At 68.3% G+C, this 15,951-nt stretch carries 15 protein-coding genes; 7 read left to right on the forward strand and 8 right to left on the reverse strand.

Annotated features, from left to right (window positions below):
* Positions 1-76 precede the first annotated feature (76 nt).
* Positions 77-922, reverse strand: a complete 846-nt coding sequence (locus D0Z60_RS12045; RefSeq protein ID WP_118858277.1) for an outer membrane protein — start codon at positions 920-922, stop codon at positions 77-79.
* A 115-nt stretch (positions 923-1,037) separates the two neighbouring features.
* On the opposite strand from D0Z60_RS12045, the gene D0Z60_RS11015 reads away from it, so the two are divergent.
* A complete protein-coding gene (locus D0Z60_RS11015; protein ID WP_162888212.1) occupies positions 1,038-1,715 on the forward strand; it encodes a TIGR02466 family protein in 678 nt (225 codons plus the stop codon).
* Here D0Z60_RS11015 and D0Z60_RS11020 read toward each other — a convergent pair.
* Positions 1,658-3,595, reverse strand: coding sequence for a M1 family metallopeptidase (locus tag D0Z60_RS11020; protein WP_118858279.1), 1,938 nt, complete (start codon positions 3,593-3,595; stop codon positions 1,658-1,660). The two genes, D0Z60_RS11015 and D0Z60_RS11020, sit on opposite strands and share 58 nt — an antisense overlap.
* Positions 3,596-3,723: 128 nt before the next feature.
* Between D0Z60_RS11020 and D0Z60_RS11025 the strand changes: the two genes are divergently transcribed.
* From D0Z60_RS11025 to D0Z60_RS11040, 4 genes are read left to right on the forward strand one after another with little or no spacing between them, the layout of a single operon-like run.
* Positions 3,724-4,914: a sensor histidine kinase gene (locus D0Z60_RS11025; protein ID WP_240325626.1), complete on the forward strand. Its 1,191-nt coding sequence runs from the start codon at positions 3,724-3,726 to the stop codon at positions 4,912-4,914.
* The gene (locus D0Z60_RS11030; RefSeq protein ID WP_118858280.1) at positions 4,911-5,717 is read left to right on the forward strand and encodes a LytR/AlgR family response regulator transcription factor; all 807 of its coding nucleotides are present in this window, start codon (positions 4,911-4,913) and stop codon (positions 5,715-5,717) included. Before D0Z60_RS11025 ends, D0Z60_RS11030 begins: the two co-directional genes overlap by 4 nt.
* Positions 5,718-5,764: 47 nt before the next feature.
* Positions 5,765-7,441, forward strand: a complete 1,677-nt coding sequence (locus D0Z60_RS11035; RefSeq protein ID WP_240325627.1) for a dipeptidyl-peptidase 3 family protein — start codon at positions 5,765-5,767, stop codon at positions 7,439-7,441.
* Complete coding sequence (locus tag D0Z60_RS11040) at positions 7,441-8,181, forward strand: isocitrate lyase/PEP mutase family protein (RefSeq protein ID WP_118858282.1); 741 nt, start codon at positions 7,441-7,443, stop codon at positions 8,179-8,181. The genes D0Z60_RS11035 and D0Z60_RS11040 overlap by 1 nt, the downstream gene beginning before the upstream one ends.
* 22 nt (positions 8,182-8,203) lie before the next feature.
* Here the strand turns inward: D0Z60_RS11040 and D0Z60_RS11045 are convergent, their stop codons facing one another.
* The 4 genes from D0Z60_RS11045 to D0Z60_RS11060 all read right to left on the reverse strand — a co-directional run bounded on the left by D0Z60_RS11045 (position 8,204) and on the right by D0Z60_RS11060 (position 11,634).
* The gene (locus tag D0Z60_RS11045; protein WP_118858283.1) at positions 8,204-8,752 is read right to left on the reverse strand and encodes a hypothetical protein; all 549 of its coding nucleotides are present in this window, start codon (positions 8,750-8,752) and stop codon (positions 8,204-8,206) included.
* Positions 8,753-8,862: 110 nt separating this feature from the next.
* On the reverse strand, positions 8,863-9,447 hold the full coding sequence (locus D0Z60_RS11050) for a GNAT family N-acetyltransferase (protein ID WP_118858284.1): 585 nt from the start codon (positions 9,445-9,447) through the stop codon (positions 8,863-8,865).
* Positions 9,448-9,451: 4 nt separating this feature from the next.
* Positions 9,452-10,678, reverse strand: coding sequence for an ABC transporter permease (locus D0Z60_RS11055; protein WP_118858285.1), 1,227 nt, complete (start codon positions 10,676-10,678; stop codon positions 9,452-9,454).
* A complete protein-coding gene (locus D0Z60_RS11060) occupies positions 10,675-11,634 on the reverse strand; it encodes an ABC transporter ATP-binding protein (RefSeq protein WP_118858563.1) in 960 nt (319 codons plus the stop codon). The genes D0Z60_RS11055 and D0Z60_RS11060 overlap by 4 nt, the downstream gene beginning before the upstream one ends.
* Before the next feature lie 7 nt (positions 11,635-11,641).
* On the opposite strand from D0Z60_RS11060, the gene queG reads away from it, so the two are divergent.
* Positions 11,642-12,685, forward strand: a complete 1,044-nt coding sequence (gene queG / locus D0Z60_RS11065; RefSeq protein ID WP_205421059.1) for a tRNA epoxyqueuosine(34) reductase QueG — start codon at positions 11,642-11,644, stop codon at positions 12,683-12,685.
* Here the strand turns inward: queG and D0Z60_RS11070 are convergent.
* Positions 12,669-12,989, reverse strand: a complete 321-nt coding sequence (locus tag D0Z60_RS11070) for a hypothetical protein (RefSeq protein WP_240325629.1) — start codon at positions 12,987-12,989, stop codon at positions 12,669-12,671. The two genes, queG and D0Z60_RS11070, sit on opposite strands and share 17 nt — an antisense overlap.
* 231 nt (positions 12,990-13,220) lie before the next feature.
* On the opposite strand from D0Z60_RS11070, the gene D0Z60_RS11075 reads away from it, so the two are divergent.
* Complete coding sequence (locus D0Z60_RS11075) at positions 13,221-14,216, forward strand: adenosine kinase (RefSeq protein WP_118858288.1); 996 nt, start codon at positions 13,221-13,223, stop codon at positions 14,214-14,216.
* 57 nt (positions 14,217-14,273) lie between these two features.
* On the opposite strand, the gene D0Z60_RS11080 is transcribed toward D0Z60_RS11075, so the two are convergent.
* The gene (locus D0Z60_RS11080; protein WP_118858289.1) at positions 14,274-15,869 is read right to left on the reverse strand and encodes an amino acid permease; all 1,596 of its coding nucleotides are present in this window, start codon (positions 15,867-15,869) and stop codon (positions 14,274-14,276) included.
* Between the last annotated feature and the right edge of the window lie 82 nt (positions 15,870-15,951).

Raw genomic sequence — 15,951 nt, forward strand, 5'->3', positions numbered from 1 at the left:
CGCCGGACGGAACGACAGCAAAAAGGCCCGGAGGATCGCTCCCCCGGGCCCGCTGTTTCTTGTCCCTCGGCCAGATTTAGCCGCGCTCGGGCTCCGGCGCCGGCGGCGGCGGGGGCGGCGGCGGCGGGCACGCCTCGGTCGCCAGGATCACCGACCCGTCGGGGCACGTCTGGGTGGCCGGCGGCGGGGGCGGCGGAGGCGGCGGGGGAGGCGGCGGGGGCGGCGGCGGAGCGACCTCGTCCGCGCCGAGGTTGAACACCAGGCTCGCCAGCAGCGAGTGCGACCTGAACCGGCCGGCGTCATACTCGATGAAATCGTCACCGGCGAACTGCGGCCCGAACTCCATCCGCGGTCCGACGAAATAGCGGTACTTGAGGCCGAGATCGATGTTCGAGGCGACCGCATAGCGAAGCCCGGCGATCAGCTGCCACGCCAGGCCGCTTTCCTTCGCATCGATCTGCGCGAACGGGGTCTCGATGTCGTTGAGGCGAACGCGGGCGATGCCGAGGCCGCCGCCGCCGTAGACGCTGAGGCCGTCCTGGTTGCCGAAGTCGATCAGCGCGTTGCCCATCAGCGACAGCACCTGGGCGTAGCCTTCGCCGCTCACGTCGGCGTTGACGCCGTCGAAGAATCCGCCCAGCTCGTCGACCGATGCGCGCTTGTAGCCGAGCTCGGCTTCGGCGCGGAACATGCCGAAATCGTAGCCGGCGATGATGTCGACGTCGAAGCCGTTCTCGAGCTCGATCTCGTAGGCATCGCTGATGTCGGTGAGATCGCCGTCATCGTCCTCGGTGACGTCGATGTCGATGTCGTCGGGGAACAGCAGGCCGCCTTCGACCCCGATATAGGCCTGGCCGTCACGGGCCGCGGCCGGAGCGGCGACCATCGCGGCGGCAAGCGCCGCCAAGCTGATATATTTCATCAATTTACCCTCTTTTGCGCGAAAATATGAGAAGTCTTGCCCCCTTAGGCGGAAATCGACGAGGGTTCCACCCGGTCGATTGACCTACGCCCTAATGGGCCGGGATGTGGGAATTATGACGACGACTGGCGACCTTGGCGCGATCGAGCAGCATCATCTGTTCCCCATTCCGTTGTTGCGCACGAACCTGCCCGATGCGGGTCCGCTCAATGCCGAGCTTTTGACGGAAATGCGGGCTCGCCGCGCCGCCGAGCCGGGCGTCGAGCGCTCCAACCGCCACGGCTGGCACAGCGCCCCGGATTTTTTCAAGCGTTCCGAGCCGGCCCACCGCCGCCTGGCGGAGGTGATCCGCAGGTTCGTTGGGCAAGTCACCGCCGACCAGGTTCCGCAGCTCCCGCCCGGCTTCGCGACCCACCTCGAGGGCTGGCTGAACGTCAGCCCGACCAACGCCATGAATGCCCCGCACGACCATCCCGGCGCGTTCTGGTCGGGCACCTATTATGTCGCCATGCCGCAGCCCGCGGACGCTCCCGATCAGCTGTCGGGCGCGATCGAATTCCTCGATCCGCGCGGGTCACTCGGCCAGGCCGCGCACATCCCGTGCGCGCTAACCTTGAGCCGGATCTGGCTGCGGCCGGCCGCCGGCACGCTGCTGCTGTGGCCCGCCCATCTGCGCCATTGGGTCCACCCCAACACCGCCGCTGAAGAGCGGGTCAGCGTCTCGTTCAACGCATTCTATGCGCCGGGCGCCGGTGCCGCCTCCGCAAAGCCGAGCTTGTCGACCGAATTATAGGTCACCGAATGGTAGGTCGGGCGGACCTTGGGGTAGATCCGCCGGGCGATCGGGACACCCCATGCCGGGTCCTTCGACAGCCCCTCGAACAGCGGCAGCACGAACTTGCGCCGGCCGAGCGAGGCGAGGAACCGCTCAAGCGTCGGCACCGCCGCGTCGTAGCGGTTGGCCACCGCCAGCTCGAGCCACGCCGCCAGCACCTCGTTGTTGGTCGCCCGGTTGAGTCCGAGCGCTTGGTCGAGCGCGTCGAGCCGGGCCTTGGGCAGGGTGCGCGGCAGGGCGTTGACGAAGCGCAGCCGCTCGGCCGTGTTCCAGCCCGCGAACGCGGCCGGCGGCGGGCCGCCGGCGGCGAACGCCGTCACCGCCTGATCGACCGCCGCGAACGCCGCAGGGTCGGGCTTCGCGACATTGTCGGGCAGGCCGGGCTGATAGACCCACTGGTCGAGCTTGAGCTTATCCTCGAGCGCCCGATCGCCCTTGATGAGCTGCGCGCGCAGGTCGGCGAGGAAGCGCGCCGAGGTCATCGGCTGGAACGCGTGGCGGTCGAAATAGGAGCGCAGATAGGCGTCCCACCGTTCGCGCCCCACCGCCTGCTCGAGCGTCCTCAGGAACACCGCGCCCTTGTCGTAGACGATGCCGCTCACCCCGCCGTCGGGTCCGCCGGCCTCGGGCGTCAGGTTGAGCCGAGTCGTCGGGCTGGTCGCGCCTTCCTCGGCCAGCGCCTTGGTGATCTCGTCGAAGCCGAGCGCGGCCTCCTGGGCGGCGCGCTGCTTGCCGTAGATCGCCTCCATGATGCGGTTCTCGAAATAAGAGGTGAAGCCCTCGTTGAGCCAGCTGTCGGGCCAGGTCGCGTTGGTCACCAGATTGCCTGACCAGCTGTGCGCCAGCTCGTGCGCGACCAGTCCGACCAGGCTCTTGTCGCCGGCCAGGAAGGTCGGCGTGAGGAAGGTCAAGGTCGGGTTCTCCATCCCGCCATAGGGGAAGGCCGGCGGCAGGACGATGACGTCGTAGCGGCCCCAGCGGTAGGGCCCGTAGAGCTTCTCGGCCGCTTCGACCATCTTCTCGGTGTCGGCCAGTTCCGCCGCGGCGCGGTCGATCATCGTCGGCTCGGTCCACACGCCGGTGCGCGGCCCGAGCTCGCGGAAGGCGAGGTCGCCGGCGGCGATGGCGATGAGATAAGGCGCGACCGGCTTGTCCATCTTGAAGCGGTAGGCGCGGCGACCGTCGCCGGCCGGCTCGCCGTCGGGGGTGAGCCGGTCGCCCGACATCACGACCTTGAGCGGCTCGGGCGCGCTGACCTTGGCGCTCCACGTCTGGCGCACGCCCGGGCTGTCCTGGGTGGGGATCCAGCTGCGGTTGAGCGTCGGCTGGCCCTGGCTGAACAGATAGGGCTGCTTTTTGCCCGCGGTCTGCTCCGGGCTCAGCCACTGCAACGCCTCGGCGTCGGCGCCCGAGGCGTAGTGGATGACGATCCGCTGCTCGCCGTCGCCGGGCAGGGTCACGCTGAGCGGCGCGCCCTTGGCCTCGTCGTTGGCGCCGAGCTTGAACTGGAGCGGCTGGCCGGCGGCGTCGGTGACCTTGGCGATCGCGAGGTTGCGGCTGTCGAGCACGACCTCGCGCACGCCCGGTTTGGCGATGACGTCGAGCGCGGCGGTGCCGCTGACCTTCTTGCCGGTGAAGTCGAGCGCCAGGTCGAGGTCGACATTGGCGACCCGCGCCTCGAGCGGCTTGGCATAGCTGTGCGTGTCGACCGCGTCCGGCGTATCGAGGATCGGAGCGACGATTCGCGTCCCTTCGCCTTCGGAGCGCGGAGCGTCGGCGGCCTGGCAGGCGGCCAGCAGGCAGGCGGCGGCGGCGGCGAGAACGGACAGTCGGAGCATTCGTGAACCCTCTTCTTGCGGTCGGCGGGCCTGTTAGCGCGCTTTTCCCGCGGTTGCGACTGGCGCTTGGGCTTGGCCCCGCGCTGGCCTATATCGACCGCGTGATGAACCGCAGTGGACCGGCTTGAGTGAACAAGGCTGGCGACATCGACATGTCGGTCGGCACGGCGCGGCCGCTCGCGGCGGGCGCGGCCCGGCCCAAGGGTCCGGCCAAGCCGATCCTCAAGGGCGTCGGTCTCGACGCGCCGTTCTTCTCGGACAAGAATCGCGCCTTCTGGGTGCTCCAGTCGATCGGCTGGGGCGGCTATTTCATTCTTCGCTCGCTGAGCGGCCTGGCCAATTCGATGGGCGCGATGTTCATCGTCCACGCGCTGCTGCTGACCGCCACCGGCTATTCGCTGACCCTGCTCATGGCGAGCCTGTTCCGCCGCTTGATCGCGATGCGCGTCTTGTGGACGATGATTCTGTCGTTCGGCACGGTGCTGGTCGCCGCCGGCACCTTCTCGGTGATCGAGACGTGGAGCTACGCCACCTTCCTCAAGCCCGACTATCAGCCGGCCGGGCTCGAATATCTCGGCGCCCTGCTGCTCGCCTTCGTCCTGCTGGTCGCCTGGTCGGCGCTCTATTACGGCATCAACTACTACCTGCTGCTCGAGGAGGAGATCGACCAGCGCGCCCAGCTCGAGCATCAGGCGTCGAGCGCCCAGCTGGCGATGCTACGTTATCAGCTCAACCCGCACTTCCTGTTCAACACGCTCAACAGCATCTCGACGCTGGTGCTGTTGAAACAGACCGAGCGCGCCAATGCGATGCTCGCGCGGCTGTCGTCCTTCCTGCGCTACACCCTGGCCAACGAGCCGACCGCCCAGGTGACGCTGGCGCAGGAGGTCGAGACGCTGAAGCTCTACCTCGAGATCGAAAAGATGCGCTTCGAGGACCGCCTTCGCCCGCACTTCCGGATCGACGCCCAGACCATCGGCGCGCGGCTGCCGTCGCTGCTGCTCCAGCCGCTGATCGAGAATGCGATCAAATATGCCGTCACCCCGAGCGAGACCGGCGCCGACATCTGGATCAAGGCCGAGCGCCAGGGCCGCGGGGTCCGGATCGAAGTCAGCGACAGCGGCGCTGGCACCAGCGCCGACCTCGCCTCGCACCCCTCGACCGGGGTCGGGCTGACCAACATCCGCGACCGGCTGGCCCAGGCCTATGGTCCGGCCCACGGCTTCACCACCCGGTCGAACGAAAATGGCGGGTTCAGCGTTATCGTCGATATCCCCTTCGACGGCCGCGCCGATTCCCAGTTCAAGGAGAGCGAATGACCATCCGCACGATCCTCGTCGACGACGAGCCGCTCGCCACCCAGGGGCTCCAGCTTCGGCTCCAGGCGCATGACGATGTCGAGATCGTCGCCACCGCCGCCAACGGGCGCGAGGCGATCCGCGCGGTCAAGACCAACAAGCCGGATCTCGTCTTCCTCGACATCCAGATGCCCGGCTTCGACGGCTTCTCGGTGGTCCAGGGGCTGATGGACGTCGAGCCGCCGTTGTTCGTGTTCGTCACCGCTTATGGCGAACATGCGGTGCGCGCGTTCGAGGCCCAGGCGGTCGACTATCTGGTCAAGCCGGTCGAGGAGGATCGGCTGGCGGCGACTCTCGACCGGGTCCGCCAGCGCCTTGCCGAGCGCCGCGGCGCGGAGGAGGCCGAGCGGCTCAAGGAAGCGCTCGTCGAGCACGCCCCCGAGGCCGCCGAGGAGCTGGCCGATGCCAACCCCGGCGACGCCCCGTCAGCCAACCGCTTCGAGAAGATGATCAACATTCGCGACCAGGGGCAGATCTTCCGCGTCGACGTCGACACCATCGAGCGGATCGACGCGGCCGGCGACTATATGTGCATCCAGACCGGCGACAATACGCTGATCCTGCGCGAGACGATGAAGGACCTCGAAAAGCGGCTCGACCCGCGCCGCTTCCAGCGAGTCCACCGCTCGACCATCGTCAATCTCGACCAGGTCCGCCAGGTCAAGCCGCACACCAACGGCGAATGCTTCCTGGTGCTCGACAGCGGCGCTCAGGTGAAGGTCAGCCGCTCCTACCGCGACGTCGTCGCGCGATTCGTCCATTGATCGAACGGCGCTGGCCCGCCGCCTCGCGCCACCATTAGGGAACGATGATGACCCACCACCGCTGGCTCGCAGCCGCCTCCGCTCTGTCGCTGCTCACCCTCGCCGCCTGCCAGGCCGCGAACGACCCCAACGCCGCCGCTCCCGCCAATGATTCGGCCGCGGCCGAGACCGTCGACGGCCTCGCCAAATTGGCGCGGATCGAGATGAAGCCGGACACCTCTTACCTCACCGCCGAGGAGCGCGAGGTAGTGAATCTGCTGATCCAGGCCGCCGGTTACATGAGCGAGATCTACAAGCGCCAGACGACGCCCGGTTACGACCAGCTGCGCGCCGAGCTTGCGGCGAAAAACGACCCGGCCCTGCTCGAGCGGTTCGACGCCTTCTTCGGCCCCTGGGATCCGGTCGCCGACAAGGCGCCGTTCTTCGGCGGCAGGCCGAAGCCGGCCGGCGCCGGCTTCTACCCGGCCGATCTCACCAAGGAGGAATTCGACCGCTATCTCGCCGCCAATCCGGGCGAGAAGGAAGCGCTGACCAGCCCCTATACGGTGGTCAAGCGCCAGGGCGCCAAGCTCGTCGCCGTGCCCTACAGCCAGGAATATAAGCAATGGCTCGAGCCCGCCGCCAAGCTGCTCGAGCAGGCCGCGGCGCGGACGACCAATGCCAGCCTCAAGAAATTCCTCACCCTGCGCGCGCAATCCTTCCGCACCGACGATTATTTCCAGAGCGAGCTGGCGTGGATGGACCTGAAGGACACGCCGATCGAGGTCGCGATCGGGCCGTACGAAGTCTACACCGACGAGCTCTATGGGCGGAAGACCGCGTTCGAGGCGTTCGTCACCCTGCGCGATCCCAAGGAGAGCCAGGCGCTCGACGTCTACAAGAGCGAGCTTCGCGGCCTCGAGCAGAACCTGCCGGTCGAGGACAAGTACAAGAATTTCCAGCGCGGCTTCGAATCGCCGATCGCGGTGGCCGACCAGGTCCACGGCGGCGGCGACAATGTGCCGGGCGTCCAGACCGTCGCTTTCAACCTGCCCAACGACGAGCGGGTGCGCGAGGCCAAGGGCGCCAAGAAGGTCATCCTGCGCAACGTCCTCGGCGCCAAATATGAGCGGATCCTGAGGCCGATGGCGTCGCTGACCCTGGTCGCCGACCAGGCCGGCAACGTCACCCAGCGCTACATGTTCATGGAAACGCTGTTCCACGAACTGAGCCACAGCCTCGGGCCGGGCAGCATCGTCGTCGGCGGGCGCAAGACCACCGTCGACCAGGAACTGAAGGAGCTCGCCTCGGGCCTCGAGGAGGCCAAGGCCGACGTCATGGGCGCGTGGAACGTGATGGCGATGATGGACAAGGGCATCTTGCCCAATGCCGAGCGCAGCCAGATCCGCGCAACCTATGTAGCCGGCCTGTTCCGGGCGATGCGCTTCGGCGTCGGTGAGGCGCATGGCAAGGGCGCGGCGATGCAATACCGCTATCTGCGCGACAAGGGCGGCATCGTGTGGGACGCCGGCGCCAAGCGCTTCCGGGTCGACGAGGCCAGGATCGACGGCGCGATCCGCGATCTGGTCGCCGACATCGTCCGCCTCCAGGGCAATGGCGACTATAACGGCGTCAAGGCGTTCCTCGATCGCTGGGGCAAGCTCGACCCCGAGGCCGAGGCGGTGCTGGCGACGATGAAGGACATCCCGACCGACATCCGCCCGATCTACCCCGAGCGCGTCTGATGGCCCGCGATTTCGCCACCTTCGCCGCGCTCCATGTGCCGGGCGATCCGATCGTCCTCTACAACATCTGGGACCCGGGCAGCGCGCTGGCCGTCGCCGCGGCCGGAGCGAAGGCATTGGCCACCGGCAGCCACCCGGTCGGGGACGCCTCGGGCTATGGCGACGCGCACAAAGTGCCGTTGCCCTATGTGTTCGACAACGCCCGCCGCATCCTCGCCGCGGTCGATCTGCCGCTCAGCGTCGATTTCGAGGGCGCCTATGCGACCGATCCCGGCGAAGCGGCGGCCAATGTCGCGGCGCTCAAGGACACCGGCGCGGTCGGCTGCAACTTCGAGGACCAAATGGTCGGCGGCGAAGGCGTCCATCCGGTCGAAGCCCAGGTCGCCCGCATCCGCGCCATCCGCACCGCGGTCGGCGACGACTTCTTTCTTAACGCGCGCACCGACCTGATGATCAAGGAACAGGACGACGGCGGCCTGATCGAGCGCGTCATCGCCCGCGGCAAGGCCTATGCGGACGCCGGCGCCTCGGGCTTCTTCGTGCCGCGCATCGCCGACCCGAAGGACATCGAGCGGGTCGTCCGCGAAGTCCCGCTACCGCTCAATGCAATCGCTTTTCCGGGCGCGCCCGACAAAAGGGTCTGGGCCGAAGCCGGGGTTGCGCGGATCAGCCACGGCCCGTTCCCGCACAAGGCGCTGATGGCGCAGCTGACGGAGATGGCGAGGGAAGCGATCGCCTGATTTTGCGCGGCCCTGGCGCCGGCTAGCGCTGCATGACGGTACTCGCCACATAAACCACGATCAAAATTGCGTAGCACAAGCCGTCGAGCCACGCCCGACGCGAGAAGAAAAGGATGGCGAGCGGACCAAAATAAACGCCGAGTTGCACCCAGGCCACTGCCGGCCAGAGCCAGAAGGTCAAGCCGATGAACCACGCCAACGTCGCAAAATTGGCCAGCGCGACGCCGAGCACCACCCATCGCTTGTTCGACCAATAATGTTCGTCGAGGTCCTCCCAATTCCCCGAGTGAACCGGAAACAGCAGCACGACGGCGATGTAATAACTCAGCGCGACGATCATCCCGGCGTAGATTGTTGCCGCGGTCACGCCGATGGCGCTGCGATGATCCCAGGCGTTGAACCAGAAGCTCGCCAGGTCGAGCAGCAGGAAGGCGGCCAGCGTCGGGGTCAGCCAGCCGAAGCGGCTCTCGCGGCGAACCACGATGGCATGGCCGATCCCGCCCGCGATCTGCGCCACGCACAGCCCGAGCAGCAGCCCGTAGAATGAGAAAAAGAACTCAAACGCGCTCATCGCCGCCCCCCGATGGACAGCGATCCCACGTCAGGTCCCGCGCCGCAATGGGGGTACACCTCTCAAACCGCGCGTGACCGCTTCAGGATCGGCCGCGGTGAAGTCTCACATCAGCACGCGCCGTCCATCCCGAGCCTTCGTCGAAGCCCGGCCCGGACCTGCGGCCACTCGTCGGCGATGATCGAGAAGATCACCGTGTCGCGCGAACTTCCGGTCCAGGTGATGCGGTGGTTGCGCAATATCCCTTCCTCGACCCCGCCGAGCTTGCGCACAGCGGCCCGGCTGCGCGCATTCGCGGCGTTGACGCTGAATTGCACGCGCCGGGCCCCGGCGTCGAAGGCGTGCCCGAGCATCAGCAGTTTGGCCTCCGGGTTGACTGCCGTTCCGCGCACCTCGGGGATGAACCAGGTGTAGCCGATCTCGACCGTGCGATGCGTCGGCTCGATGTCGAACAGGCTCGAGGTGCCGACCAGCCCCCCGCTCGCCGTGTCGATCGCCGCGAAGCCGATGCGCCCCGGAGTTTCGGTCAGCAGCCGCCAATAGTGGTCGAAATGCTCGCCCATCGCGGTGATGGACTGGATCGCCCAATTGTCCGGGTCCTGGTCGAGCGCGGCGCGCATCCGGGCGCGGTGGCCCTCGCTGACCGGTTCGAGCACGACATGCGCGCCGCGCAGGGGCCGGGCGACGATCTCCATCCAGCTACGCCGCCGCGCGCTTCTGCCATGGCCAGCGGAACGCCGGGCCGCTCTTGAGCACGCTCCGGCGGAACAGGCGCGCCGAGAAGCGGACGATGATCACCACCCACAGCAATTGCCAGGCCAGCGCGGCGAGGTGCGGCCACAACGTCCCGTCCTCCGCCGCGCGGGCGATCATCGCGTAGGGCGAGGACAAGGGGAACACCGCCGCCCCGATCGCCTCGGCGCTGGTCGGATCGCCGACGCCCAGCGTGGCGAAGCCGAACAGCAGCACCTGCGCCATCGTCACCGGCATCGACAGCGTCTGCACCTCGCGCACCGTCGAGGCCTGCGCGCCGATGCCAAGGAACACCGCTCCGATTAGCAGATAATTGGTGGTGTAGTAGAGGAAGCCGAGCGCAAGGAACACCGGCCAGCCGACCGCCGGCGGCGGCAGCGAGCCAAGTCCCTGGTCGAGGAAGAAGGCCGCTCCGATCGCGCCGGCCGTCAGCCACACGCTGATCCCGAGCAGGCTCATCGCCAGCATGGCGAACAATTTGCCAACGAAGATCGAATCGACCGGGACCGCCGCGGCGAGCACCTCGATGACCTTGTTCGATTTCTCCTCGATCAACTGGGAAAGCAGCATTCCGGCGAGGAACACGGTGAGGAAGAACACCAGGAATTGCCCGGCCCGGGCGGTGATCGTCCGGGCGAAGGCGAGCGAGCCGCCCGACCGGTCGGTGAGGCTGATCCGCACCGGCGGCCCGCTCGACGCCGCGGGGGTGCCGCGCTCGAGCCGCTGCGCCTCGTCGACGAACAAGGCGATCTGCTTGACCGTCCGACCGTCGGCATTGACCGCGCCGGTGAAGTGCGGCGCCTTGAGCCCGCCCTCGAGCACGCCGAGCACTTTCTCCTCCTCGGCGGCAAGCAGCCGATTGCGCTGCGCAGCGGTATCGCCCGCCGGAGCGACCTGCTTCAACAGCACCATCGGCCGCCCTTCCTCGAGCGGCGCGAAGCGTTTGCGCGCCGTGTCGAGCAGCGCGAATTCGGCCGGGGCGGCAATGACGGCCACTGTCGGCGGCGCCTCGTTGCGCTCGGCTCGCGCGCCGAGCCCGCCGAACAGGAAGCCGAACAGCAGCGGGATCAGCGGCCCTACAAGGAAGAACAGGAAGGTTTTGCTGAACACCGTCGCGGTGAAGTCGCGGCGGCCGACGACATAGGCCGAAGCCAGCGTTTCCTTGAGCGTCATCGTGCCGCCTCCGCCATGTCGCTCATCTTGCGCGCCGCCGCCTCGCCGGCGATCGCCACGAACGCGTCGTGAAGCCCGGGCCGCTCGATGCTCAGCGTCTCGATCCCGGCGTCGCCGTCGAGCAGCGCGCGAAGCAGCGGCTCGGGTCCGCTTTCGGGCAGCTCGAACGTCCACTCGCGGCCCGACTTGCGGGCCCCGGCCGGGATCGCCGAGCGCCACGCACCGTCCTCGGCGCGGGTGCGCAGATGGACGATCGGGCGCAGCCGGTCGCGCGCTTCGTCGACCGCGCCGTCGAACGCGACTTTGCCGCCGGCGATGATCGCGACCCGCTCGCACAATCGCTCGGCATGGGCGATGACGTGGGTCGAGAAGATCACCGTCGTCCCCGCCGCCGCTTCCTCGCGGATCAGATCCTCGAGTTTGGCCTGGTTGATCGCGTCGAGGCCCGAGAACGGCTCGTCGAGCACGATCAGCTTCGGCCGGTGGACGATGGTGCCGAGCAATTGCACGGTCTGCGCCATGCCTTTCGAGAGCGTGCGGATCGGCTTGTCGATCCACTCGCCGAGCTTGCGGCCCTCGAGCAGGCCCACCGCGCGCGACCGCCCGTCTTTGAGCGGCAGGCCCCGCAGCGCGCCCATGAAGGCGATCGCCTCGCGCGCCGTCATCGCCGGATAGAGGCCGCGCTCCTCGGGCAGGTAACCGACCTCGCGCGCCGCCTCGAGCGGCCGCTCCCGCCCGAGCAGCTGCCGCTCCCCGCTGTCTGGGTCGATGATCCCCAGCAGCATGCGGATGGTGGTGGTCTTGCCCGCGCCATTAGGGCCGAGGATGCCGTAGATCGACCCGGCCGGGACCGCGAGGCTCACCCCGTCGACGGCGCGGGTCTCGGCGAAATTCTTGACGAGGTCGTGCGCGGTGACGGCATGGTTAGCGGACATGGCCATTGTGCTAGGGCGCATTCGGTAAATGACAATGACCATCGAACAGGAAATTCGACAGAAGGCAGCCGAACTCGGCTTCGTCGCCTGCGGCTTCGCGCGCGCCGATGCCGCGCCCGACGCCGGCCCGCGCCTGCTGCGCTGGCTCGACGCGGGCCGCCACGGCGAGATGGGCTGGATGGAAGCGCGCAAAAGCGAGCGCGCCTCGCCGGCCGGCCTGTGGCCCGAAGCGCGCAGCGTCATCGCACTCGGCATGAGTTACGCCCCGGCGCGCGATCCGCTGGCGCTGGCGGGCGAGGGCGAGGTCGGCCGGATCTCGGTCTATGCCCAGGGTGGCGACTATCACAAGGCGGTCAAGAAGGGCCTCAAGGCACTCGCCCGCTGGCTGGTCGAGCGGGCCCCGTCCGAACTGAAAGTGTTCGTCGACACCGCGCCGGTGATGGAAAAGCCGCTCGCCGCCGCGGCCGGAATCGGCTGGCAGGGCAAGCACACCAATTTGCTCAGCCGCGAGCATGGCAATTGGCTGTTCCTTGGCATCATCTACACCACGCTCGAGCTCCAGCCCGACGCGCCCGGCCGCGACCATTGCGGGAGTTGCGCGCGGTGCATCGCCGCCTGCCCGACCGGCGCCATCACCGCCCCGCGCGAGATCGATGCGCGGCGCTGCATCTCCTACCTCACGATCGAGCTCGCCGGCCCGATCCCGCACGAATATCGCGCCGCGATCGGCAACCGCATCTACGGCTGCGACGACTGCCTCGCGGTGTGCCCGTGGAACCGGTTTGCCGAGGACGCCGCCGCCAATCGCGCCTTCCTGCCGCGCGCCGAGCTCGCCGCGCCGCGCCTCGCCGACCTGCTCTCGCTCGACGATGCCGCCTTCCGCGCCATGTTCGCCGGCTCGCCGATCAAGCGCATCGGCCGCAACCGCTTCATCCGCAACTGCCTGGTCGCCGCCGGCAACAGCGCCGCCCCGGACCTCGTGCGCGCTGTCGCTCCGCACCGCGCCGATCCCGACCCGGTCGTCGCCGAAGCCGCTGACTGGGCGCTCGCTCGGCTCAGCGCATCATCGTGAGGCAGGTCGCCAGGGGCAGATCGTCGCCGCTCGGCCGCCGCGCATCGACATGCGTCACCCGCTCGACCCCGCCGCCGGCACCCGCGGGATACAGATAGGCGTCGAGCACGCAGCCGTTCGCGACCCACTGCAGCTTGGTCCCGCTGCCTTCCTTGATCGTCAGACGCGGCGCGCCGAAGCGCTGACCCAGCTCGGCCGCGCTCAAGCCGACCAGCTCGCCCGTCGGCCGCGGGACCGTGACCGGCGCCCGCACCGGCTCCACCGCCGGAGTCCGCGCGCAAGCGGCGAGGAGGAGGCTAGTCACCAAGATAACCGAAAGGCGCATCTCTTGCTCCGTCGCCACAGCGAAGGCTGGGGCCCATGTCCTTGCCTTGATGCACCACCGCCGGGCATGGATGCCAGCCTTCACCCGAAATTCGGGTGAAGTTTATCCTGAGCGACGCCGCAGGCGCCGTCGAAGGGCTGGCATGACGGTTGAATAAATCGCACCGTCTAGCTAGCGCCCCGCGACTTTCCCCGCCCGACAGGACCCTCCATGACCCAGCCCCGCTTCGACGTGCTCGCCATCGGCAATGCGATCGTCGACGTCATCGCCGATTCGACCGACGCCTTCCTCGCCGAACAGGGGCTCGACAAGGGGTCGATGCGGCTGATCGACCAAGCCGAAGCCGTCCGCCTCTACGGCGCGATGGGGCCGGGGCGCGAGGTCAGCGGCGGCTCGGCCGGCAATACCGCCGCCGGGCTTGCGGCGCTCGGCGCGAAAGCGGCCTTCGTCGGCCAGGTCGCGGACGACGAGCTTGGCGCGATCTATCGTCACGACATCACCGCCGCCGGAGTCGACTTCCTGGTCGATCCGCGCTCCGACGTCGGCGCCACCGCCCGCTCGCTGATCCTCGTCACGCCCGACGCCCAGCGCACCATGAACACCTTCCTCGGCGCGGCGCAGATGCTCGATGCGCGCGATATCGATCCCGCCGCCATCGCCGATGCCGCGATCCTCTACCTCGAAGGCTATCTGTGGGATCCGGACGTGCCGCGCGCGGCAATGGTGAAGGCGATCGACGCCGCCCGCGCCGCCGGCCGCAAGGTCGCCTTTACACTGAGCGACACCTTCTGCGTCGATCGCCACCGCGACGGCTTCTGGAAACTGCTCGACGACGGCCGCATCGACATATTGTTCGCCAATGAGGCCGAGGCGCTGGCGATGGCCGGGACCGACGACATTGAGGCGGCCAAGGCCAGGCTCGCCGCCGCCGTGCCGCTGCTGGTTGTCACCAAGAGCGAGCGCGGCGCGTCGGCCATTGCCGGTAGCGAGCGCGCCGACGTTCCCGCGGAGCCGATCGAGCGCCTTGTCGACACCACCGGTGCGGGCGACCTGTTCGCCGCCGGCTTCCTCGCCGGCCAGGCCCGCGGGCTCGGCCTCGAAGCGTCGCTCAAGCTCGGCGCGATCGCCGCCGCCGAAGTCATCCAGCATTATGGCGCGCGGCCGGAGAAGGACCTCAAGGCCCTCGCCGGCGATCTCCTCGCCTGACGCAAAAAGGGGCGGCGCCCATCGGCACCGCCCCTCTTAGTCTGCGCGGACCGGCGTCTAGTCGCGCTTGGTCACGTCCTCGCCGCCGACTCCGGCGACTTCCGGCGCCAGCCTGTCGACCTCGGCCTCCGGCACCTCGATGATGCCCTTGCCGAGATGGCTGCTGCGCCGGCTGTAACCGAAGTAGATCAGCACGCCGACGGCGGTCCAGATCGGCAGCACAAGCATCGCCGCGGTGGGCAGGTTGAGGAACAGGAACAAGGTGCCGAGCATCGTCAGCGGCCCGATGATCGCCAGCGCCGGCACCTTGAACGGCCGGTTGCGGTCCGGCGCCTGCTTGCGCAGCAGCATCACCGCCACCGCCACCATGAAGAACGCGTAGAGCGTCCCGGCATTGGCGATGTCGGCTAGCTGCCCGACCGGCAGGAAGGCCGCGGCCACCGCCACCACCACGCCGGTCAGCGCGGTCACGACGTAGGGCGTGTGCCAGCGCGGGTGGACCTCGGCGAGCTTCTCCGGAAGCAGGCCGTCGCGGGCCATGACGAAGAAGATGCGGGTCTGGCCGAACAGCAGGATCAGGATCACCGACGGCAAGGCCAGGAAGGCGGCGATGCCGAGCGCGTTGCCGATGCCCGAGAAGCCGATCTGGCGAAGCACGTGCGCCAGCGCCTCGTTCGAACAGACCAGGGCCTCGGCATGCTGCGGCATGGCGCACTGGCGCGCCAGCTCTTCCGATCCGGCCGGGAACGGCACGCCGCCCGGGCCCATGATCGGCTGGCCGCCGATGGTGCCGATCGCGCCTGCCGCGACCAGGATGTAGAAGACGGTGCAGATCAGGAGCGACCCGATCAGCCCGATCGGAACGTTGCGCTGCGGGTTCTTGGTTTCCTCCGCCGCGGTCGAGACCGCGTCGAAGCCGACGTAGGCGAAGAAGATCGTCGCCGCCGCCCCGACCGCGCCCACCCCGGTGCCGAAGCCGCCGAAGATCCCGGCCGGAAGGAACGGGTTGAACTTGTCGGGGTCGAAATAGGCGCTGGTCAGGGTGAGCCCGATGAACGCGGTCAGCGCCGCGATCTTGATCGCCACCAGCACCGCGTTGAAGCGCGCGCTCTCCTTGGTGCCGATCATCAGCAGCCAGGTCATCAGCAAGGCGATGATCAGCGCCGGCAGGTTGATCAGCCCGCCCTCCGCGCCGCCCAGCGCGAGCGGCCCGGCGCGCAGCGCGGCCGGCAGCTCTATGCCCAGGAACTCATTCAATATCGTACCGGTGAAATAGCCCGACCAGCCGACCGACACGGCCGAGGCGGCGATGGCATATTCCAGCACCAGCGCCCAGCCGACCGTCCAGGCGAGGAACTCGCCCATCGTCGCATAGCTGTAGGTGTAGGCCGAGCCCGCAACCGGGATCATCGCCGCGATTTCGGCGTAGCACAAAGCCGCGACGATACACACCAGTCCGGCGATGATGAACGCCAGCATCAGGCCCGGTCCGGCCTTTTGCGCGCCGGCCGCGGTCAGCACGAAAATGCCGGTGCCGATGATGCAGCCGATCCCGAACAGGGTCAGCTGGAATGCGCCCAGCGTGCGCTTGAGCGACTTCTTCTCGGCCGTCGCCAATATGGCGTCGAGCGGTTTCACGCGGTCGAGTAACATGTGCGTCCCCTTGGTCGATGGCGTGGGTACGTGCCCGAACGCCTTTGCTCCCTTGTGGCGCGGGAGCCTAGCGGCCTTTGCC

It is taken from the genome of Sphingomonas mesophila (genome assembly GCF_003499275.1).
Taxonomy (GTDB): Bacteria; Pseudomonadota; Alphaproteobacteria; order Sphingomonadales; family Sphingomonadaceae; genus Sphingomicrobium; species Sphingomicrobium mesophilum.